Source organism: Mycobacterium sp. NTMscope_MAC_12, assembly GCF_976985675.1.
The window spans coordinates 1,188,054-1,208,702 of record NZ_CDRJYY010000001.1; the positions used below are offsets into that span (position 1 = coordinate 1,188,054).

The 20,649-nt window shown below is 67.7% G+C and carries 19 protein-coding genes and 2 tRNA genes; 17 read left to right on the forward strand and 4 right to left on the reverse strand.

Annotated features, from left to right (window positions below; translation table 11 throughout):
* The first annotated feature begins 16 nt into the window (after window positions 1-16).
* Both ctaJ and AC0KS4_RS05640 read left to right on the forward strand, forming a co-directional pair.
* Window positions 17-253: an aa3-type cytochrome oxidase subunit CtaJ gene (gene ctaJ / locus AC0KS4_RS05635; protein WP_225327169.1), complete on the forward strand. Its 237-nt coding sequence runs from the start codon at window positions 17-19 to the stop codon at window positions 251-253.
* A complete protein-coding gene (locus AC0KS4_RS05640) occupies window positions 240-707 on the forward strand; it encodes a DUF5130 domain-containing protein (RefSeq protein ID WP_225327086.1) in 468 nt (155 codons plus the stop codon). The genes ctaJ and AC0KS4_RS05640 overlap by 14 nt, the downstream gene beginning before the upstream one ends.
* Here AC0KS4_RS05640 and pepN read toward each other — a convergent pair.
* Window positions 704-3,292 carry an aminopeptidase N gene (gene pepN / locus AC0KS4_RS05645; RefSeq protein WP_238957514.1) on the reverse strand — a complete coding sequence of 863 codons (2,589 nt, stop codon included), beginning with the start codon at window positions 3,290-3,292 and terminating at the stop codon, window positions 704-706. The two genes, AC0KS4_RS05640 and pepN, sit on opposite strands and share 4 nt — an antisense overlap.
* A gap of 91 nt (window positions 3,293-3,383) precedes the next feature.
* Here pepN and AC0KS4_RS05650 point away from each other — a divergent pair, with 91 nt between their 5' ends.
* Genes AC0KS4_RS05650 through AC0KS4_RS05665 form a run of 4 tightly spaced genes read left to right on the forward strand, consistent with a single transcriptional unit; the run spans window position 3,384 to window position 5,722 of the window.
* Entirely contained in the window at window positions 3,384-4,007 is a 624-nt protein-coding gene (locus tag AC0KS4_RS05650; RefSeq protein WP_201407320.1) for a mycothiol-dependent nitroreductase Rv2466c family protein, read from the forward strand.
* A 40-nt stretch (window positions 4,008-4,047) separates the two neighbouring features.
* The gene (locus AC0KS4_RS05655; RefSeq protein WP_225327088.1) at window positions 4,048-4,527 is read left to right on the forward strand and encodes a ribose-5-phosphate isomerase; all 480 of its coding nucleotides are present in this window, start codon (window positions 4,048-4,050) and stop codon (window positions 4,525-4,527) included.
* A gap of 18 nt (window positions 4,528-4,545) precedes the next feature.
* Window positions 4,546-5,352 carry an Fpg/Nei family DNA glycosylase gene (locus AC0KS4_RS05660; protein WP_225327089.1) on the forward strand — a complete coding sequence of 269 codons (807 nt, stop codon included), beginning with the start codon at window positions 4,546-4,548 and terminating at the stop codon, window positions 5,350-5,352.
* Between the two features lie 58 nt (window positions 5,353-5,410).
* Complete coding sequence (locus AC0KS4_RS05665) at window positions 5,411-5,722, forward strand: Mtp family mycobacterial-type pilin (protein WP_225327090.1); 312 nt, start codon at window positions 5,411-5,413, stop codon at window positions 5,720-5,722.
* Between the two features lie 8 nt (window positions 5,723-5,730).
* On the opposite strand, the gene AC0KS4_RS05670 is transcribed toward AC0KS4_RS05665, so the two are convergent.
* Complete coding sequence (locus AC0KS4_RS05670; RefSeq protein WP_238957515.1) at window positions 5,731-6,921, reverse strand: serine hydrolase domain-containing protein; 1,191 nt, start codon at window positions 6,919-6,921, stop codon at window positions 5,731-5,733.
* A 32-nt stretch (window positions 6,922-6,953) separates the two neighbouring features.
* A tRNA-Gly gene (locus AC0KS4_RS05675) sits at window positions 6,954-7,024 on the reverse strand.
* 149 nt (window positions 7,025-7,173) lie between these two features.
* Here AC0KS4_RS05675 and AC0KS4_RS05680 point away from each other — a divergent pair.
* The 4 genes from AC0KS4_RS05680 to clpP2 all read left to right on the forward strand — a co-directional run bounded on the left by AC0KS4_RS05680 (window position 7,174) and on the right by clpP2 (window position 10,059).
* Window positions 7,174-7,250: transfer RNA gene (locus tag AC0KS4_RS05680), tRNA-Pro, on the forward strand.
* Between the two features lie 67 nt (window positions 7,251-7,317).
* Window positions 7,318-8,709, forward strand: a complete 1,392-nt coding sequence (gene tig, locus AC0KS4_RS05685; RefSeq protein ID WP_425326383.1) for a trigger factor — start codon at window positions 7,318-7,320, stop codon at window positions 8,707-8,709.
* Window positions 8,710-8,836: 127 nt separating this feature from the next.
* On the forward strand, window positions 8,837-9,427 hold the full coding sequence (gene clpP1, locus AC0KS4_RS05690; protein ID WP_067171178.1) for an ATP-dependent CLP protease proteolytic subunit ClpP1: 591 nt from the start codon (window positions 8,837-8,839) through the stop codon (window positions 9,425-9,427).
* Complete coding sequence (gene clpP2, locus AC0KS4_RS05695) at window positions 9,424-10,059, forward strand: ATP-dependent CLP protease proteolytic subunit ClpP2 (RefSeq protein WP_225327092.1); 636 nt, start codon at window positions 9,424-9,426, stop codon at window positions 10,057-10,059. Before clpP1 ends, clpP2 begins: the two co-directional genes overlap by 4 nt.
* 21 nt (window positions 10,060-10,080) lie before the next feature.
* Here clpP2 and mmuM read toward each other — a convergent pair whose 3' ends face one another.
* Window positions 10,081-10,968 carry a homocysteine S-methyltransferase gene (mmuM, locus tag AC0KS4_RS05700; RefSeq protein ID WP_425326391.1) on the reverse strand — a complete coding sequence of 296 codons (888 nt, stop codon included), beginning with the start codon at window positions 10,966-10,968 and terminating at the stop codon, window positions 10,081-10,083.
* A 380-nt stretch (window positions 10,969-11,348) separates the two neighbouring features.
* On the opposite strand from mmuM, the gene clpX reads away from it, so the two are divergent.
* The 7 genes from clpX (at window position 11,349) to AC0KS4_RS05735 (ending at window position 20,597) form a co-directional block, all read left to right on the forward strand.
* On the forward strand, window positions 11,349-12,629 hold the full coding sequence (clpX, locus tag AC0KS4_RS05705) for an ATP-dependent Clp protease ATP-binding subunit ClpX (protein WP_008255183.1): 1,281 nt from the start codon (window positions 11,349-11,351) through the stop codon (window positions 12,627-12,629).
* A gap of 43 nt (window positions 12,630-12,672) precedes the next feature.
* The gene (locus tag AC0KS4_RS05710; protein WP_238957517.1) at window positions 12,673-13,926 is read left to right on the forward strand and encodes an MFS transporter; all 1,254 of its coding nucleotides are present in this window, start codon (window positions 12,673-12,675) and stop codon (window positions 13,924-13,926) included.
* 247 nt (window positions 13,927-14,173) lie between these two features.
* Window positions 14,174-16,129 carry a 2-oxoacid:acceptor oxidoreductase subunit alpha gene (locus AC0KS4_RS05715; RefSeq protein ID WP_238958006.1) on the forward strand — a complete coding sequence of 652 codons (1,956 nt, stop codon included), beginning with the start codon at window positions 14,174-14,176 and terminating at the stop codon, window positions 16,127-16,129.
* A gap of 49 nt (window positions 16,130-16,178) precedes the next feature.
* Window positions 16,179-17,279 carry a 2-oxoacid:ferredoxin oxidoreductase subunit beta gene (locus AC0KS4_RS05720; RefSeq protein WP_014379675.1) on the forward strand — a complete coding sequence of 367 codons (1,101 nt, stop codon included), beginning with the start codon at window positions 16,179-16,181 and terminating at the stop codon, window positions 17,277-17,279.
* A gap of 1 nt (window position 17,280) precedes the next feature.
* Window positions 17,281-17,889 (forward strand): molybdenum cofactor guanylyltransferase, encoded by a 609-nt coding sequence (gene mobA / locus AC0KS4_RS05725; RefSeq protein WP_238957518.1) that lies wholly within the window; start codon window positions 17,281-17,283, stop codon window positions 17,887-17,889.
* 809 nt (window positions 17,890-18,698) lie between these two features.
* A complete protein-coding gene (locus AC0KS4_RS05730; protein ID WP_238957519.1) occupies window positions 18,699-19,238 on the forward strand; it encodes a transglycosylase family protein in 540 nt (179 codons plus the stop codon).
* A gap of 102 nt (window positions 19,239-19,340) precedes the next feature.
* The gene (locus tag AC0KS4_RS05735; RefSeq protein ID WP_238957520.1) at window positions 19,341-20,597 is read left to right on the forward strand and encodes a saccharopine dehydrogenase family protein; all 1,257 of its coding nucleotides are present in this window, start codon (window positions 19,341-19,343) and stop codon (window positions 20,595-20,597) included.
* The last annotated feature ends 52 nt before the right edge of the window (window positions 20,598-20,649 follow it).

Consider the following 20,649-nt stretch of genomic DNA (forward strand, 5'->3'; position numbering starts at 1 on the left):
TTGCGTCGTGAGTCCTATGCATCTTCACCTGTTCATCGTCGGCATACCGCTGTTGCTGGTGGTCGCGCTGTCGGTGCTGATCTGGTCCCGCAAGGGGCCGCACCCGGCGTCCTACAAGTTGGGCGAGAAGTGGACGCATCCGCCGATCCTGTGGGCCGCCATCGGTGAAGAGGTCGGCCACCCCCACGGCGGGCATGGGGGGCACGGCACGTCGGAATTCTCGGTCGGAGGTGGCGCCAGTGGCACGTGGTGAGGTAGCGACGAGGGAACCCGCCGAGCTGCCGTACGGCTCGGTGATCACCACCAGCGGACGGATCTCCGGCGTCACCGAGCCCGGCGAACTCTCGGTGCATTTCCCGTTTTCGACCAAAGATCTCGTGGCCGTGGACGACGCTCTGAAATTCGGGTCGCGGTCCTCCAAGACGCGCTTTGCGATCTACCTGGGCGACCTGGGCAGCGACACGGCCGCGCGGGCCCGCGAGATCCTGGCCGACGTGCCGACGCCGGACAATGCGGTGCTGCTGGCCGTCTCGCCCGACCAGAGGGTCATCGAGGTGGTCTACGGGTCCGCCGTCCGCGGGCGCGGCGCCGAGTCGGCCGCACCGCTGGGTGTCGCCGCCGCCTCCTCGGCATTCGAGCGCGGCGATCTGGTGGACGGGCTGGTCAGCGCGATCCGGGTGCTGAGCGCGGGGATCTCCCCGGCCTAAGCCTCGGCGGCGTCGAAACGGCGCGCGCGCAGCGAACGCTTCACCCCGGCCTGGCCCTCGAGCACCAGCCGCCGCAACGCGGCCGGGACCTCGGGGTCGGACAGGAATTCATCGGCCGCGGCGATGCCGTCCTCGCTGATATCCCAGTGCGGATACAGGCCGATCACCACCGTCTGGGCCACTTCGCTGGATCGGCGCGCCCAGACCCCGGAGATCGCCTCGAAATACCGCGTGGTGAACGGCTTGAGCAATTCATGCTGGGCCGGCGGGGCGATGCCCGCGATGATCGCGCGGGCGGTGATGTTGGCCAGGGTGTCGTCCTCGACCACCGTGGTCCACGCCGCCTCCTTGACCTGCAGCTGGGGCCGCGCCGTCGCGGCCTGGGCGCCGTGCCGCTTGCCGGCGGCGGTCGGGTCGCGCTGAACCTCGGCGTCGATGAACGGCGTCGCCGGTCCCTCGGCGTCGATCTCGCCGGCGGTGGCCAGCGCGGTGACGATCCGCCATCGCAGATCCGTGTCGATCTCGAGGCCCGGCAGTCCCAGGTCGGCGGGGGAGCGGTCGAGCAAATCCGCCAGCGCCACGACATGGCGAGTCGACAGGACCGACGAGCACAGCGTGTTGACGAAGGCGAGCTGGTGATCCGATCCGGGCTGCGCGGCGCGCGCCAATTCCAGCAACCGGTCGGCGAACTGCGGCCAGCCCTGCTCGCGCGCCCAGCCCGGCTCGGCGTAGGACGCCAGCGCCGTCTGCGCCTGAAGCAGCAGCCGCTGCGCCACCCCGACCTCGGTTTCGGCGTGCACGCCGCCCGCTACCAGGGCCACGAAATCGCGGGCCCGCAGTTCGGCCTCGCGCGTCATCTCCCAGGCCGCCGACCAGACCAGCGAGCGCGGCAACGGCTCGGCGATGTCGGCGATGCGACCCAGCGCGGTGCGCAGCGACTCGGCGTCCAGCCGCAACGAGCAATACGTCAGGTCATCGTCGTTGACCAGAACCAGCTGGCCCCGCGAAACACCAACCAGCGCAGGAACTTCCGTCACCGGGCCCTCGACGTCGAGCTCTTCGCGGCGCACCCGGACCAGCTTTCCCGACCCGTCTGAAGCATCCAGGTCGTAGATGCCGATGGCCAGCCGGTGCACCCGGGTCTCGCCCGCGCCCGGGGCGGCCCCGCTCTGGGTCACCGCGAACCGGGTGAACCTGCCGTCACCGTCGACGTCGAAATCGGGCCGCAGCGTGTTGAGCCCGGTCGTCTTCAGCCACTGCTGACCCCAGTCGGAAAGGTCGCGCCCCGACGCTTTCTCCAACGCGGCGACCAGATCGTCGAACGTGGCGTTGCCGAACGCGTGGGTGCGGAAGTAGTCGCGCAGCCCGGCCAGGAAGTGCTCCAGCCCGACGTAGGCGACGAGCTGCTTGAGCACCGAAGCGCCCTTGGCGTAGGTGATGCCGTCGAAGTTCACCTCGACGGCGGCCAGGTCCGGGATATCGGCGGCGATCGGATGGGTCGAGGGCAACTGGTCCTGGCGGTAGGCCCACGACTTCTCGACCGTGGCGAACGTCGTCCAGGCCTCCGTGAATTCGGTTGCCTCGCTTTGGCATAGCACCGACGCGAACGTCGCGAAGGACTCGTTCAGCCACAGGTCGTCCCACCATGCCATGGTGACCAGGTCCCCGAACCACATGTGCGCCATCTCATGCAGCACGGTCTCGGCGCGCCGCTCGTAGGACGCCCGGGTGACCTTGCTGCGGAAGACGTAGTCCTCCAGGAAGGTCACCGCGCCCGCGTTTTCCATTGCGCCGGCGTTGAACTCGGGGACGAACAGCTGATCGTATTTCCCGAAGGCGTAGGGCAAGCCAAAGTTCTTGTGGTAGAAGCCAAATCCCTGCTTGGTCTGGGTGAAAAGCCGCTCGGCATCCATGTGTGGCGCCAGCGACGCCCGGCAGTAGATGCCCAGCGGTATTTCGCCGTGTTCGTCGGTGTAGGCGTCCTTCCACTCGGCGTACGGGCCGGCGATCAGGGCAACCAGATAGGTGCTCATCCGCGGGGTGGTGGCAAAGGTGTGCAGGCCGTCGTTCACCGACACCGTCGCGCCGTTGGAGATCACCTTCCAGTGCTTCGGTGCGGTCACCCGCATGTCGAAGGTCGCCTTGAGATCGGGCTGGTCGAAGCAGGCGAACATGCGCTTGGCGTCGGCGGTCTCGAATTGCGAGTACAGGTAGGTCTCGTCGTCGACCGGGTCGACGAACCGATGCAGACCCTCGCCGGTGTTGGAGTAGCGGCAGTCCGCGTCGACCACGACGACGTTGCGGTCGGCCAGCCCGCGCAAGGCGATGCCGGTCGATTCGTCGTATCCGGAGACGTCGAGGTCGCGGCCGTTGAGCGTGGCGGCGCGCACCGTGTCGGCGGCGATGTCGATGACCGTGTCGGCGCCGGCGAGCGCGTCGAACACCACCGTGGTGACCGAGCGGAAGGTCCGTTCGCCGGGACCGCCGTGGGAGTCGGTGAGATCGAGATCGATTTGATAGCTGGCGACGGTGATCAGGGAGGCGCGCTCGACGGCTTGTTCGCGGGTCAGGTTGGGGAGTGCCACGTGTCCAACTTACGGGTTGGGCAACCCGGGAACAGGAGCGAGAGGCCTACGGTTGTGCAGACCAGACTTGCAACCGACGAGAGGACTCGCCATGCCCGACAACGCGCCCGCGAAGAACAAAGCCGATTTCTGGTTCGACCCGCTGTGCCCGTGGGCGTGGATCACCTCGCGCTGGATCCTCGAGGTGGAAAAGGTCCGCGACATCGAGGTGAACTTCCACGTGATGAGCCTGGCGGTGCTCAACGAAAACCGCGAGGGCCTGCCCGACGAATACCGTGAACGGTTGGCGAAGGCATTCGGTCCGGTGCGGGTGGCGATCGCCGCCGAACAGGCCCACGGCGCCGAGGTGCTGGCACCGCTGTACACCGCGATGGGAACCCGGATTCACAACGAGGACAACAAAGAACTGGATGACGTGATCAAGCAGTCGCTGGCCGAGGTGGGCCTGCCGGCCGAGCTGGCCGACGCCGCGAACAGCGACGCCTACGACGAGGCGCTGCGCAAGAGCCACCACGCCGGGATGGACGCGGTCGGCGATGACGTCGGCACGCCCACCATCCACGTCAACGATGTGGCGTTTTTCGGTCCGGTGCTCTCCAAGATTCCGCGCGGTGAGGAAGCGGGCAAGCTGTGGGACGCCTCGGTGGCCTTCGCGTCCTACCCGCACTTCTTCGAGCTCAAGCGCAGCCGCACCGAGAAGCCCGACTTCGCCTAGCGCGGTCGGGCCGTCGCGCGGCTGTGTAAGGATGGCGTCCATGCGCGTCTACCTCGGCTCTGACCACGCCGGATTCGAGCTCAAGCAGCAGATCATCGAGCACCTCGTGAAGTCAGGCCACGAGCCGATCGATTGCGGCGCCTTCACTTACGACGCCGACGACGACTACCCAGCGTTCTGCATCGCCGCCGCCACGCGCACGGTGGCCGACCCGGACAGCCTGGGCATCGTGCTGGGCGGGTCGGGCAACGGCGAGCAGATCGCCGCCAACAAGGTCCCCGGGGCGCGGTGCGCGCTGGCCTGGAGCGTCGAAACCGCGACGCTGGCCCGCGAACACAACAACGCGCAGCTGATCGGCATCGGCGGCCGCATGCACACGGTGGCGGAGGCGCTGGAAATCGTCGACGCCTTCGTGACCACGCCGTGGTCGAAAGCCGAACGCCACCAACGGCGTATCGACATCCTCGCCGAATACGAACGCACCCACCAAGCCCCGCCGGTGCCCGGCGCGGCGGGCTGACGCCGGAAAGGTCTGCGCGTGCCCGAAGGGCATACCCTGCACCGGCTGGCCCGGCTGCATCAACGCCGCTACGCCGGCGCGCCCGTGTCGGTGTCGAGCCCGCAGGGCCGCTTCGCCGATGCGGCCGCGGCGGTCGACGGCCGGGTATTGCAACGCACCAGCGCCTGGGGCAAACACCTGTTTCACCACTACGCCGACGGCCCGATCGTGCATGTGCATCTCGGCCTGTACGGCGCCTTCACCGAATGGGAACGTCCCGGCGACGGGTCGTTTCCCGAGGCGGTGGGTCAGGTGCGGATGCGCATGATCGGCGCCGGCTACGGCACGGACTTGCGCGGCCCGACGGTGTGCGAAGTGATCGACGAAGGGCAGGTCAGCGACGTGCTGGCCCGGCTGGGTCCCGACCCGTTGCGCGGCGACGCCGATCCGTCGTGGGCGTGGAAACGAATTGCCAAGTCGCGCAGGCCCATTGGCGCGCTGTTGATGGATCAGGCCGTCATGGCCGGCGTGGGTAACGTCTACCGCAGCGAGTTGCTGTACCGCCACGGCATCGACCCGTTCCGCCCCGGCCGCGACGTCGGCGAGGACGAGTTCGATGCGGCCTGGACCGATCTGGTGGCACTGATGAAGGTCGGTTTGCGCCGCGGCAAGATCATCGTGGTGCGGCCCGAACACGATCACGGCGCGCCGTCGTATCGCCCCGACCGCCCCCGCACCTACGTCTACCGGCGTGCCGGCGAACCGTGCCGCGTGTGCAAAGACGCGATCCGCACGACCGTGCTGGAGGGCCGCAACGTGTTCTGGTGCCCGACCTGCCAAAAATAACGGGGAAACATCGCCGCCTCCGGTTTGAATTCAAACGGGGTGGGCATGTGTTGAGTCCATGAAGACTCTCGCTCGATCGGCTGCAACGATTTCCGCCATCGCGGGTCTGGGCTTGGCGGGGCTGGGCGTCGCGATCGACGCGCAGGCGCGTCCCGGTCCGTTCCCGCAGTGGTGCCCCGGTGATTTCTGGGACCCGGGCTGGGGCGACAACTGGGACACCGGGAACTGCCACGACAATTGGCGCGGATCCGGACCTAATCCGTACCTGAACCCCGGCGGACCCGGCGGTCCCGGTGGGCTGGGCGGGCCAGGTGGTCCCGGCGGCGGCGGTCCGGGCGGTGGTGGACACGGCGGTGGCGGCGGCCACTAACGGCGTCGCTAGCTGACACCCAGCACGGAGTAGACCGCGTTCGACAGGACCAGGCTGCGCGGGTCCGCGTTGGCCTTGGTGGGGTCGAAGTGATTCGCCACGTAGGCATAGCCGATGCGGTGCTCCAGATCGACGAATCCGAACGAGCCGCCCAGCCCGCCGTGGCCGAAGATCCGCGGGTTGGGTCCGTTGACGCAGCGCTGGTTGAGCATGTACCCCAGCCCCCAGCCGTGGTCGGCGACCCGCGGCCCCAGCACCAGGTCGGTCTCCAGCCCGCCCTGACAGACCCGCACCAGGTCCATGTGCTCGCGGCTGAGCACCTTCTCCTGGGCGAGCGCGTTGTAGAACGTCGCCAATCCCAGCGCCGACACCTGCCCGTTGGTGCCCGGGAATTCGAGTTCGCGCCACAGGCTCAGATCGTGTGAGCCGAGTTCGTCGTCGGGGGCGAACCCCATCGAGATGGACAGGCCCGCCTTGGGGTGCTCGGCCAGGCTGGTCGGCCGGCCTGGGGCCTTGGCGTCGGCCAGCAGGTCCCGGGCGTGCGGCTTGTTGATCCGCTCGGCGCAGCGGCGCTGTTCGGCCAGCGGCAACCCGATGTGGACGTCGGCGCCGAACGGTTCGGCGATCTCGGTCCGTAGGTACTGGCCGATCGTGCGGCCCGTGACCCGGCGGAACACCTCGCCCATGATGAAGCCGAAGGTGGTCATGTGGTAGCCCTGGGCGGTGCCCGGCTTCCACCAGGGCTCGGCGGCGGCGAGCTGTTCGCAGACGTAGTCCCAATCCGCGACCTGTTCCCAGCGCATCCGGGTGCGCGGCCCGATCACGCCGGAGCGGTGGCTCATCACCATCGCCAGGGTGATGTCCTGTTTGCCCGCTTGGGCGAACTCCGGCCAGTAGTGGGCCACCGGCGCCTGCAGGTCCAGCTCGCCGCGGTCGGCCAGTTGGTGCACGCAGGTGGCCGACAGGCCCTTCGTGCCGGACAGCACCGTGGTCAGGGTGTTCTGCTGCCAGGGCCGGGTGCGGGCTGCGTCGGCCCAGCCGCCCCACAGGTTGACGACGAGAGACCCATCGACCCACACCGCGACGGCCGCGCCGACGTCGTTGCCCTGCGTGAAATTGCGCTCGAACGCGTCGCGAACCCCGACGAAATCCGACGCGCATGAGCCGTGGATCGACGCGTCCGTCGTCAGGTCGCTCATGGCGCCTCTCTATCGAGCAGATAGTTAGCCCGAGCGGGCGACGGGAATCGAACCCGCGTAGCTAGTTTGGAAGACTAGGGCTCTACCATTGAGCTACGCCCGCATGTAGTTAGTCGAGCGTGACTGTAGCTGGCGACGAAGATCAAATCTAATCGACGCGGCTTTGTGATCTCTGTGTGAGGTCCGCGAGGTCGCTGCCCAAGCCTGTGACGGACCTGGCTTTGCGGGGCCTTAGGATCATCGAGGTCAGCGCGGGGTGTAGCGCAGCTTGGTAGCGCATCCGCTTTGGGAGCGGAAGGCCGCAGGTTCAAATCCTGTCACCCCGACCAGCACGACCGGCCCGCGCGCTGCGCGCGGCCCACCGACCACCAGGAACGAGCACCGAGGAGCACACCCGTGAAGAGCACCGTCGAGCAGTTGAGCCCCACCCGGGTGCGCATCAATGTGGAGGTCCCCTTCTCCGAACTCGAGCCGGACTTCCAGCGGGCCTACAAGGAGCTGGCCCGGCAGGTGCGCCTGCCCGGCTTCCGGCCGGGCAAGGCGCCGGCGAAGTTGCTGGAGGCCCGTTTCGGCCGGGAGGCGATGCTCGACCAGGTCGTCAACGACGCGCTGCCCGCGCGGTACGGACAGGCGGTCGCCGAGTCCGAGGTGCACCCGCTGGGCCAGCCCGAGATCGAGGTCACCAAGAAGGAGTACGGCGAGGAGCTGGCGTTCACCGCCGAGGTCGACATCCGCCCCAAGCTCACCCTGCCGGACCCGGGCTCCGTGACGATCTCGGTGGACCCCATCGAGGTCAGCGACGACGACGTCGACGCCGAATTGCAGTCTCTGCGTGCCCGATTCGGCACCCTGACCGGGGTGGAGCGCCCGGTCGCCGACGGTGACTTCGTCTCCATCGACTTGTCCGCCACTATCGACGGCGAAGAGGTCCCGGGCGCCACCGCGCAGGGGCTGTCCCACGAGGTCGGCTCCGGCCGGCTGATCGCGGGCCTCGACGAGGCGCTGGTCGGCTTGTCCGTCGATGAATCCAAGGAGTTCACCGCGCAGTTGGCGACGGGCGAGCATGCGGGGAAAGACGCGCAGGTGACCGTCACGGTGAAGTCGGTCAAGCAGCGCGAGCTGCCCGAGCCCGACGACGAGTTCGCCCAGTTGGCCAGCGAGTTCGACACCATCGAGGAGCTGCGGTCCAACCTGCGCGAGCAGGTCGGCCAGACCAAGCGCGCGCAGCAGGCCGAAAGCATTCGCGACGCCGCGATCGACACGTTGCTCGAGCAGGTCGACATCCCGCTGCCCGAAGCGATCGTCAAGGCGCAGGTCGACAGCGCGCTGCACAACGCCCTGCACAGCCTCGACCACGACGAATCCAAGCTCGACGAGGTGCTCGCCCAGCAGGGGAAGTCGCGCGAGGAGTTCGAGACCGAGACGCGCACCGCCGCCGAGACGGACGTCAAACGACAGCTGCTGCTCGACGCGCTCGCCGACGAGCTGCAGGTCCAGGTCGGCCAGGACGACCTGACCGAGCGGCTGGTCGCGACCTCTCGCCAGTACGGCATCGAGCCCCAGCAGCTGTTGGCCTACCTCCAGGAGAACAACCAGCTGCCGGCCATGTTCGCCGATGTGCGCCGGGCGCTGGCCATCGCCGAGGTGATCCGCGCGGCGACGGTCACCGACACCGCCGGAAACACCGTCGACACCGATGAGTTCTTCGGCAAGCGCGCGGAGGCGGACGCCTCGGGTGACGTCGCCGGTGACGTCGAAGAACCCACGGCGGCCGACGCCGGGGAGTGACCGTGCGATGACGCTGTGAGCGAACGCGCCCGTTTCGGGGGTGCGTGGCCGCGAAACGGCGGGCCCGGTTGGTTAGTGTCGGTGAAGACAGATCTGACAGAAAGCAGGTAACCCGGTCGTGACTGACATGCGTTCAAACTCGCAGGGTCTCAACCTCACGGACTCCGTCTATGAGCGCTTGCTGTCCGAGCGCATCATCTTCCTGGGTTCGGAGGTGAGCGACGAAATCGCCAATCGGCTGTGCGCGCAGATTCTGCTGCTCGCCGCCGAGGACTCCACCAAAGACATTTCGCTCTACATCAACTCGCCCGGCGGATCGATCAGCGCCGGCATGGCGATCTACGACACCATGGTCCTGGCGCCGTGTGACATCGCCACCTACGCGATGGGCATGGCCGCCTCGATGGGTGAGTTCCTGTTGGCGGCGGGCACCAAGGGCAAGCGTTACGCGCTGCCGCACGCCCGCATCCTGATGCACCAGCCGCTCGGCGGGGTGACGGGCAGCGCGGCCGACATCGCCATCCAGGCCGAGCAGTTCCACGTCATCAAGAAGGAGATGTTCCGGCTCAACGCCGAATTCACCGGCCAGTCGATCGAACGCATCGAGGCCGACTCCGACCGCGACCGCTGGTTCACCGCGCAGGAGGCCCTCGAATACGGCTTCGTCGACCACATCATCACCCGCGCCGCCCACATCACCAATGGAGAAGCCCGATGAACCCCGAAACCCAGCCTCAGGCGCGCTACATCCTGCCGTCGTTCATCGAGCACTCCAGCTTTGGGATCAAGGAGTCCAATCCCTACAACAAGCTGTTCGAGGAGCGCATCATCTTCCTCGGCGTCCAGGTGGACGACGCGTCGGCGAACGACATCATGGCGCAGCTGCTGGTGCTCGAGTCGCTGGACCCCGACCGCGACATCACCATGTACATCAACTCGCCCGGCGGCGGATTCACCTCGCTGATGGCGATTTACGACACCATGCAGTACGTGCGGGCCGACATCCAGACGGTGTGCCTGGGGCAGGCCGCCTCGGCGGCCGCGGTGTTGCTGGCCGCCGGGACCCCGGGCAAGCGGATGGCGCTGCCCAACGCCCGGGTGCTGATCCACCAGCCGTCGCTGCAGGGTGTGATCCAGGGCCAGTTCTCCGATCTGGAGATCCAGGCCGCCGAGATCGAGCGGATGCGCACCCTGATGGAGACCACGTTGGCCCGCCACACCGGCAAGGACGCCGCGACGGTCCGCAAGGACACCGACCGGGACAAGATCCTGACCGCCGATGAGGCCAAGGACTACGGGATCATCGACACCGTGCTGGAGTACCGCAAGCTTTCCGCCCAGAGCGCCTAGCCCCTTTCGCCGAACGTGCACTCACGGCGAATTTTCGGCTGATTCTTCGCCCTGATTGCACGCTCGGCGCACGGCGGCGATGTCCGCCGGCCCCACCCGGCAGCAGCCGCCGATAATGCGAGCGCCCGCCGAAACCCATTGCGACGCAAGCCCCGTCGCGAACGTGCGCGGGCCGGCCCACCCGCGACCGTCCCAGCGTTCCCCGCTGTTCGGGTAGACGATGACGGGCTTGCCGAGCACCGATGCGCTCGCGATCGCCGGCAACACGTCGTCGGGCGCGCAGCAGTTGACCCCGACGGCCACGATCTCGTCGACGCCGGCGGCCACCGCGAACGCGTCGGCCAGCGGTTGTCCGGCACGGGTCCGGTCCCCGTCGATCGTGTAGCTCAGCCACGCCCGCATCCCGACCGAGCGGACCAGGCCGACCAACGCTTCCGCCTCGTCGACGTCGGGCACGGTTTCGCAGGCGAGGACGTCGGCTCCGGCGTCCGCCAGGGTCTCCAGTCGGGGCCGATGCCATCGCGCCAACGCCGCGACCGACAAGCCGTAGCGCCCGCGGTACTCCGAGCCGTCGGCCAGCGCAGCGCCGTAGGGTCCGACCGAGGCGGCGACGAGGAGACCCGCGGGTTCGCCACGGCCGGCCTCGTCCCGCGCGGCCTTCGCGAGCTCGACGCTGCGGCGCAGCAGCCCGACGGTTTCCCGCCGATCCAATCCGCGCGCCGCAAAACCCTCGAATGACGCCTGGTAGCTGGCCGTCGTCGCGATGGTGGCCCCGGCGCGGAAGTAGGCGGCGTGGACGGCGACGATCTCGCGCGGAGCGTCCGCGAGCAGCCTGGCCGACCACAACCGGTCGGACAGGTCATGACCCCGCGCTTCGAGCTCGGTGGCCAACCCGCCATCGAGCACCACGGTTCCGCTGGGCCAGGCGAAGCCCACGGCCAAACCCACGTGGCCACTGTAGGGTGATTTCGTGGGGGATTCGCCCAGGCCTCGTGTGACTATCCGGGGCTGGGTCGGCACCTCCGTCGGAGGTGGGATGGGACGGGCGCCGGACTCGGTCGCATTACGACCGCGACACGCCAAAGACACGCAAAGCGCGCCTTTCGCGAGCGACGGGCATCGTGTGGCTATATCTTTCCTCCATACGGAAGGGGCATGAACTCCCGCAAATACCATCGGCGCGATTCGGCGTTTATGGTCGCGGCGGGCCCGATCAAGCGGGTAGCGTCGGTGAATACATGCGGGACAGGGAAGTCCAACGGCGAAGAGGAAGTAGGCACTGACGCACCATGGCACGCATCGGAGACGGCGGGGACCTGCTGAAGTGCTCGTTCTGCGGGAAGAGCCAGAAGCAGGTCAAGAAGCTCATTGCTGGCCCCGGTGTATACATCTGCGATGAGTGCATCGATCTCTGCAACGAGATCATCGAAGAGGAGCTCGCCGACGCCGACGACGTGAAGCTCGATGAACTTCCCAAACCCATCGAGATCCGGGAGTTCCTCGAGGGCTACGTCATCGGGCAAGACACCGCCAAGAGGACGCTGGCGGTCGCGGTCTACAACCACTACAAGCGGATTCAGGCCGGCGAGAAGGGCCGGGACTCGCGGCACGAGCCGGTCGAGCTGACCAAGTCCAACATCTTGATGCTCGGACCCACCGGATGCGGCAAGACCTACCTGGCCCAGACGCTCGCCAAGATGCTCAACGTCCCGTTCGCCATCGCCGACGCCACCGCCCTGACCGAAGCCGGCTACGTCGGTGAGGACGTCGAGAACATCCTGCTCAAGCTCATCCAGGCCGCCGACTACGACGTCAAGCGGGCCGAGACGGGCATCATCTACATCGACGAGGTCGACAAGATCGCCCGCAAGAGCGAGAACCCGTCGATCACCCGCGACGTCTCCGGGGAGGGCGTGCAGCAGGCCCTGCTGAAGATCCTGGAGGGCACCCAGGCGTCGGTTCCCCCGCAGGGCGGCCGCAAGCACCCGCACCAAGAGTTCATCCAGATCGACACCACCAACGTGCTGTTCATCGTCGCGGGGGCGTTCGCCGGCCTGGAGAAAATCATCTACGAGCGCGTCGGCAAGCGTGGCCTGGGCTTCGGCGCCGAGGTCCGCTCGAAGGCCGAGATCGACACCACCGACCACTTCGCCGAGGTCATGCCCGAAGACTTGATCAAGTTCGGCCTGATCCCCGAGTTCATCGGCCGGCTGCCGGTGGTCGCGTCGGTCACCAATCTCGACCGCGAGTCGCTGGTCAAGATCCTGTCCGAGCCGAAGAACGCGCTGGTCAAGCAGTACCTGCGGCTCTTCGAGATGGACGGCGTGGAGCTCGAGTTCACCGATGACGCCCTGGAAGCGATCGCGGATCAGGCGATCCACCGCGGCACCGGGGCGCGTGGCCTGCGCGCCATCATGGAAGAGGTCCTGCTGCCCGTGATGTACGACATCCCGAGCCGCGACGACGTCGCCAAGGTCGTGGTGACCAAGGAGACCGTGCAGGACAACGTGTTGCCGACGATCGTGCCGCGCAAGCCGTCGCGCACCGAGCGCCGCGATAAGAGCGCCTAACTAGATCCGGGAGCCTCCCAGCACGCCGCGTGACAGCGCTGACGTGATCCCACCGCGTGTTGCGTACGGGCTGGACCTGCTGAACTTCCTCCTCGCCGATGTTCGTGACGGGCTGGGCCCGTACCTGTCGATCTACCTGCTGCTGACCCACCACTGGGACCAGGGCTCAATCGGATTCGTCATGGCGGTCGGGGGCATCGGCGCGATCGTCGCGCAGGCCCCGGCCGGCGCCCTGGTGGACCGGAGCACCGCCAAGCGGGCACTGGTCATCGGCGGCGCGCTGACGATCACCGCGGCGTCGTTGGCGATGCCGTTGTTTCCCGGGTTTTCTTCGATCTCGGTGCTGCAGGCGCTCACCGGCATCGCCGGATCCGTCTTCGCCCCGGCGCTGGCCGCGATCACCCTGGGGCTGGTCGGCTCCCGTCGCTTCTCCCGCCGGATCGGGCGCAACGAGTCGTTCAACCACGCCGGGAACGCCACGGCGGCGGCGATTACCGGCGGCTTGGCCTACTTCTTCGGGCCCGTCGTCGTGTTCTGGGTGCTCGCGGTCATGGCCGCCGCCAGCGTGGTTGCGGCGCTGTGGATTCCGGGCGACGCGATCGACCACGACGTCGCCCGGGGCATGGACCACGATCCCGGGCAACCGCACCCGAGCCCGTCGCGGCTGGCGGCCTTGGTGGGCAATCGCCGGCTGATGATCTTTGCCGCCACGGTCATCGCCTTCCACTTCGCGAATGCGGCCATGCTGCCGCTGGTCGGGCAACGGCTGGCGCTGCACAACAAGGACGTCGGGACCGCCCTGATGGCGGGCTGCATCGTGGCCGCGCAGGTCGTCATGGTGCCGGTGGCCTATGTCGCCGGCGCCAAGGCGGATTCCTGGGGCCGAAAGCCGATCTTCCTGGTCGGATTCGCGGTCTTGGCCGCCCGTGGATTTCTCTACACCCTCTCGGACAACTCCTGTTGGCTGGTGAGCGTGCAGTTGCTGGACGGCGTTGGGGCCGGCGTGTTCGGCGCGCTGTTTCCCCTCGTCGTGCAGGACGTGACGCATGGAACCGGTCGCTTCAATGTCAGCTTGGGGGCGGTGACGGCCGCGACGGGCATCGGTGCCGCGGTGTCGAACCTCGTCGCGGGCTCGATCGTGGTCGCGGCCGGATACGACGCCGCATTCGTCTTTTTGGGTGCTCTGGCCGCGGCCGGGTTCGTCTTGTATCTGGTTGCGATGCCGGAAACGGCGGCGGCCAAACTCGGCGCGGAAAACGCGGCATCCGGAGGCCGACACGGTACGAACGACGGTTGATAACGCGCGAGACGTGACCAACGCCACAGTTTGCCGAGCTACTCATCAGTAGATGGCGCTGACGTCGCCTTTTGACTGCGAACGCGGCCGAGATGACGCCGCAGAGACGGCCATGGCGATCGCAAATCAGTGCCATAATTGGTACCGCCAGTGACATAAAACCGTGATGGCCGGAGACTCCCTTCGCCGACGCGTAACCTGAAGCTGCGCGAACTGTCTGTCCGGTGAACAAATGGAGGGCAAAGACGTGGATCCGAACGGCAGCGGAGCCGGATCAGACTCACAGAACGGGGCTCCCCCGAACGGATCTGTCCGTCAGCGCCTCGAACAGGTCGTCATCCGCTTCGCCGGTGACTCCGGCGACGGCATGCAGCTCACCGGTGACCGGTTCACTTCCGAGGCAGCGCTTTTCGGAAACGACCTGGCGACCCAGCCGAACTATCCCGCCGAGATCCGTGCGCCTGCAGGCACCCTGCCCGGCGTCTCGTCCTTCCAAATTCAGATCGCCGACTATGACATCTTGACCGCCGGCGACCGGCCCGACGTGCTCGTCGCGATGAACCCGGCCGCGCTCAAGGCCAATATCGGCGACCTGCCCCGCGGCGGCATGGTGATCGCGAACTCCGACGAGTTCACCAAGCGCAACCTGACCAAGGTGGGCTACGTCACCAACCCGCTCGAGACCGACGAGTTGTCCGACTACGTCGTGCATTCCGTCGCGATGACGACGTTGACGCTCGGGGCGGTCGAGGCCATCGGCGCGACGAAGAAGGATGGCCAACGCGCCAAGAACATGTTCGCGCTGGGGCTGCTGTCGTGGATGTACGGGCGGCCGATCGAAACCAGCGAAAAGTTCATTCGGGAGAAGTTCGCCCGCAAGCCCGAGGTCGCGGAGACCAACGTGCTGGCGCTGAAGGCCGGTTGGAACTACGGCGAGACGACCGAGGCCTTCGGCACCACCTACGAGGTGTCCCGGGCGACCCTGCCGACGGGCGAATACCGCCAGATCTCGGGGAACACCGCCCTGGCGTACGGCATCGTCGCGGCCGGCCAGCTCGCCGACATCCCGGTCCTGCTCGGCAGCTACCCGATCACGCCGGCCTCCGACATCCTGCACGAGCTGTCCAAGCACAAGAACTTCAACGTCCTCACTTTCCAGGCCGAGGACGAAATCGGCGGCATCTGCGCGGCGATCGGCGCCTCCTACGGCGGCGCGCTGGGGGTCACCACCACGTCGGGGCCGGGCATTTCACTCAAGTCCGAAGCGCTCGGGCTGGCCGTGATGACCGAACTGCCGTTGCTCGTCGTCGACGTGCAGCGCGGTGGCCCCTCGACCGGGCTGCCCACCAAGACCGAGCAGGCCGACCTGCTGCAAGCGCTGTACGGCCGCAACGGCGAGTCACCGGTGGCGATCCTCGCGCCGCGGTCACCGTCCGACTGCTTCGAGACCGCGCTCGAGGCCGCGCGCATCGCGGTCTCCTACCACACCCCGGTGATCGTGCTGTCCGACGGCGCGATCGCCAACGGCTCTGAGCCGTGGCGCATTCCGGACGTCAGCACGCTGCCGCGCATCACGCACGCCTTCGCCAAGCCGGACGAACCGTTCCAGCCTTACGCGCGCGACCCCGAGACGCTGGCCCGGCAGTTCGCCGTGCCGGGCACCCCGGGGCTCGAGCACCGCATCGGCGGTCTGGAAGCGGCGAACGGCTCGGGCAACATCTCCTACGAGCCGGTCAACCACGACCTCATGGTCCGGTTGCGCCAGGCCAAGATCGACGGCATCTCCGTTCCCGACCTGGAGGTCGACGATCCGACCGGTGACGCCGAGCTGCTGCTGATCGGATGGGGCAGCTCCTACGGCCCGATCGGCGAGGCCTGCCGGCGCGCGCGCCGCAAGGGCATCAAGGTGGCGCACGCGCACTTGCGCTACCTCAACCCGTTCCCGGCCAACCTCGGCGAGGTGCTGCGACGCTACCCGCAGGTGGTGGCGCCCGAAATGAACTTGGGCCAACTGGCATTCGTGCTGCGCGGCAAGTACCTGGTGGACGTCCAGTCCGTCAGCAAGGTGCAGGGTGTCGCATTCCTGGCCGACGAGATCGGCCGCGTCATCCGCGCCGCGCTGGGCGGGACATTGGCCGAAGTCGAGAACGACAAGACGATGGTCGCCAAAATGGCGGCGGCAACGGTTGGGGCCGGCGCATGATTCGCGCCGGCGTCAATGCAGAGCGAAGCGATGAGGAGGAGCGGCGCTCGTGACTGACCTGATCGGCAATTTGGCGGGCAAAGACCTCGGTGTGACCCCGAAGTTGACCAAGAACGACGGGGTCCCCACGCTGTCCGCTGAGGACCAGCCCCAGAAGTCCAAGGACTTCACCAGCGACCAGGAGGTGCGTTGGTGCCCGGGCTGCGGGGACTACGTCATCCTCAACACCATCCGGAACTTCCTGCCGGACCTCGGGTTGCGCCGCGAGAACATCGTGTTCATCAGCGGCATCGGCTGCTCGAGCCGCTTCCCGTATTACCTCGAGACCTACGGATTTCACTCGATCCACGGGCGCGCCCCCGCCATCGCCACCGGCCTGGCGCTGGCCCGCGAGGACCTGTCGGTGTGGGTGGTCACCGGTGACGGCGACGCCCTGTCGATCGGCGGCAATCACCTGATCCACGCGCTGCGCCGCAACGTCAACATCACCATCCTGCTGTTCAACAACCGGATCTACGGGCTGACCAAGGGCCAGTACTCGCCCACCTCGGAGGTCGGCAAGGTCACGAAGTCGACTCCGATGGGGTCGCTGGACCACCCGTTCAACCCGGTGTCGTTGGCCCTGGGCGCCGAGGCGACCTTCGTCGGCCGCGCTCTGGACTCCGACCGCAACGGACTGACCGAGGTGCTGCGCGCGGCCGCCGGGCACCGGGGCGCCGCCGTCGTCGAAATCCTGCAGGACTGCCCGATCTTCAACGACGGCTCGTTCGACGCGCTGCGCAAGGAAGGCGCCGAGGAGCGGGTCATCAACGTCCGCCACGGCGAACCAATTGTGTTCGGCGCCAACGGCGAATACTGCGTCGTGAAGTCCGGGTTCGGCCTGGAGGTGGCCAAGACCGCCGACGTCTCCGTCGACGAAATCGTGGTGCACGACGCCCACAGCGACAACTCGGCCTACGCCTTCGCCCTGTCACGGCTGTCGGATCAGAACCTCGAGCACACGGTGCTGGGCATCTTCCGCAACATCAACAGGCCCACCTACGACGACGCGGCACGCTCGCAGATTCAGGCGGCCCAGTCGGCGAAGCCGTTCGACTCCGCGGCGCTGCAATCGCTGCTGCGCGGCCGCGACACCTGGACCGTCGACTGACGTGGCCGAGCAGGTACCCGACACCACAGTGTCCCTGGCCGGAATAGTGCTGGCCGGTGGCGAATCGCGGCGGATGGGCCGCGACAAGGCGACCTTGCCGGGTCCCGGCGGGGCCCCCACGCTGCTCGAGCACGTGGTCGGGGTCGTCTCCCAGCGCTGCGACCCGGTCTTCGTGATGGCCGCGCCGGGGCAACCGCTGCCCGAGGTGCAGGCGCGCGTGCTTCGCGACGAGGTGCGCGGTCAGGGGCCACTGCCGGCGACCGGAGGCGGCCTGCGCGCCGCGGCGGAAACCGGCGCCCGGTTCGCCTTCGTCTGCGCCGTCGACATGCCGCTTCTGTCAGCGGGTTTGATCGACGACCTGATGGGGCTGGCCACCGAGACCAACGCCGAAATCGTGCTGCCGTGGGACGGTCGCAGCCACTACCTCGCCGCGGTGTACCGCACCGATTTGGCCGAGCGGATTGACGGCCTGGTCGCCGGCGGCGCCCGCTCGATGCGTGCCTTGATCGATGCCTCCGATGCCCAACAGATCGTGCTGCCGGAATCGCGTTTCTTGGCCAACGTCAACTCGGAGAGCGACCTGCGCGCTCTGGCGCAGCTCCAAGCCTGACGCCAACCGCTCCGGGCGTCGTGATCCTTTGGGTCAGCGGGCATTTGAGGCCTTTGCGGAGTGCACGAGGAAATCGCGGCGTGTGACGAAGTAGCCGTCCGTTCCTGAAAAGCCTTGTCGCCGTGAGTGTTTAGCGAAAGTCATTGTTGGAAAGCACAATACGCGCCATCCGCGTCGAATGCCGTGCTTCGCTGCGATGCGGTTGACGAATAGCTATGTGGGGCAAGTCAATTCGGCAGAGGTCGCCTTTTTCCTGCCTATCCCGCGTGGGGATGTGAGGAATGGGGCGGGCATGCGGTACGCTGCGCGGCCCGCCGACAAGACGGCAGAAATCCGTTGTGACTGCTTCTAATCGGCGGCAGCGCCGCGAATGAACGTGCGCCAGCTCACAAATTACGCGTGATTAGGCTCACCATTTGTTTGCGGATGCCGTTGCGGTTCCCGGTCCGAAAACTCGCCTGTGACCTGCATTAATGGCCTTGCTATCGCGGCGTGATCGGGTCGTTACCCAAACGAGATATGCGATTTCCGAAGATGACGAACGCCTCGGCGTTCTCTACGGTCCCTGTTAGCCCGCAACGGGTTACGGAAAGTAATCAACAAAATTGAATCCACGGACCCGCGTGTGAGCGGCGCCACGGACGGCGAAAGCCCGACCGTGGACGGTGGGTGACAACCCGCCGGGCAGACCTGGCCCGCCGCTGTCGTGCCTGACCCAGACGGCACGTTCCAAAACAGGCATTCAGCCAACGACCTTCAGCCCACCTGCGTGGGCTTGTTTTGGCGCGCGCGCAGCGAAAGGAAAGATATTGAAGAACGTCCGCAAGACGCTCATTCTTGCCGCGGTCACGGGCACACTTGTGTCCATCCCGTCGGCCACCGCCCACGCCGACGAAGCGGTGGCTTTCGACCCGAACCTGCCGGCAGCGGCCCCGGACGCTCCGGCGCCCGATGCACCTCCGGCCCCGGACGCTCCGGCCCCCGATGCGCCTCCGGCCCCGGACGCTCCGGCGCCCGATGCGCCTCCGGCCCCGGACGCTCCGGCGCCCGTCGGTTTCGACCCGAACGTCCCGCCGCCTCCTGGCCCCGACGTCCCGCCGCCGCCCGCCCACCGGGCGTACAGCGTCAACTGGGACGCCATCGCGCAGTGCGAGTCGGGCGGTAACTGGGGCATCAGCACCGGTAACGGTTTCTCCGGTGGCCTGCAGTTCACGCCGAGCACCTGGCGCTCCAACGGCGGCAGTGGTTCCCCGTCCGGCGCGAGCCGCGAGGAGCAGATCCGCGTCGCCGAGAATGTGCTGCACTCGCAGGGCATCGGCGCGTGGCCGGTGTGCGGACGCCGCGGCTGATCGACGGCTTCGCTGACATACATATAAGGAGTGCCGGGCCCCGTGCCCGGCACTCCTTGTCTCCAGCGGTCGCCACCCCCGTCGTCGGGTAGCGTCGGGCCCGTGACCGCAACGCCGCGCGAATTCGACATTGTGCTGTACGGGGCGACCGGCTTCGTCGGGAAGCTCACCGCCAAATACCTGGCCCGCTCGGCGCCGGACAAACGGATCGCGCTGGCCGGCCGGTCGCCCGGCCGGCTGCGTGCCATACGCGACACGCTGGGCGAAACCGCGCGGTCGTGGCCCGTTCTGAACGCGGATGCCTCGGCGCCGTCGACGCTGAACGAGATGGCGGCGCGCGCGCAGGTCGTCATCACCACGGTCGGCCCCTACACGCGCTACGGGTTGCCGCTGGTGGCCGCCTGCGCCGCGGCGGGCACCGACTACGCCGACCTGACCGGCGAGGCGATGTTCGTCCGCGACAGCATCGACCAATTCCACAAGCAGGCCGCGGATACCGGCGCCCGCATCGTGCATGCGTGCGGATTCGACTCCGTTCCTTCGGACCTCAGCGTGTATGCGCTGTACCGCGCCGCGCGCGACGACGGCGCCGGCGAACTCGTCGACACCGACCTCGTGGTCCGGTCCTTCTCCGGCGGGGTGTCCGGCGGCACCGTCGCGTCGATGTTGGAGGTGCTGGACACCGCCTCCCGCGATCCCGAGGCCCGCCGCCAACTCGCCGACCCGTACACGCTCAGCAGCGACCGCGGCGCCGAACCCGACATCGGCCCGCAGCCCGATCTGCCGTGGCGTCGCGGTGGCCGGATCGCGCCGGAACTGAGCGGCGTGTGGACCGCGGGCTTCGTCATGGCGCCCTACAACACCCGGATCGTGCGGCGCAGCAACGCCCTGCTGGACTGGGCCTACGGACGCGGGTTGCGCTACAGCGAAAGCATGAGCCTGGGGTCGTCGCCGATCGCGCCGGTGGCCTCCGCTGTTGTGGGCGGGGCCGCCGCCGCGACGTTCGGCCTGGGCAGCCGTTTCTTCCGGCTGCTGCCGCGCCGGCTGGTGGAGCGCATCGTGCCCAAACCCGGAACCGGCCCCAGTCCGGCCGCGCGGGAACGCGGCTACTACCGCATCGAGACCTACACCACCACGAGCACCGGCGCCCGCTACGTGGCGCGCATGGAGCAGCGCGGCGACCCGGGCTACAAGGCGACTTCGGTGTTGTTGGGGGAGTGCGGCCTGGCGCTGGCATTCGACCGTGACAAGCTCCCGGACCTACACGGCGTCCTCACGCCCGCGGCCGCGATGGGCGACGCGCTGCTGGACCGCTTCCCCGCGGCGGGTGTGTCGCTGCAGACCCAACGGCTGAACTGACGGGGCATCGATCCGGATCGGCGCAGTTCCGGCAGGTTACCAGTTACTGAAC

What these genes read in the sequence shown, in the direction of transcription:
- clpP1 (WP_067171178.1), top strand. Translation starts at nt 8,837, where the DNA reads ATGCGTTCAAACTCGCAGGGTCTCAACCTCACGGACTCCGTCTATGAG.
- AC0KS4_RS05665 (WP_225327090.1), top strand. Translation starts at nt 5,411, where the DNA reads ATGAAGACTCTCGCTCGATCGGCTGCAACGATTTCCGCCATCGCGGGT.
- AC0KS4_RS05655 (WP_225327088.1), top strand. Translation starts at nt 4,048, where the DNA reads ATGCGCGTCTACCTCGGCTCTGACCACGCCGGATTCGAGCTCAAGCAG.
- AC0KS4_RS05670 (WP_238957515.1), bottom strand. Translation starts at nt 6,921, where the DNA reads ATGAGCGACCTGACGACGGACGCGTCGATCCACGGCTCATGCGCGTCG.
- AC0KS4_RS05650 (WP_201407320.1), top strand. Translation starts at nt 3,384, where the DNA reads ATGCCCGACAACGCGCCCGCGAAGAACAAAGCCGATTTCTGGTTCGAC.
- clpX (WP_008255183.1), top strand. Translation starts at nt 11,349, where the DNA reads ATGGCACGCATCGGAGACGGCGGGGACCTGCTGAAGTGCTCGTTCTGC.
- ctaJ (WP_225327169.1), top strand. Translation starts at nt 17, where the DNA reads ATGCATCTTCACCTGTTCATCGTCGGCATACCGCTGTTGCTGGTGGTC.
- clpP2 (WP_225327092.1), top strand. Translation starts at nt 9,424, where the DNA reads ATGAACCCCGAAACCCAGCCTCAGGCGCGCTACATCCTGCCGTCGTTC.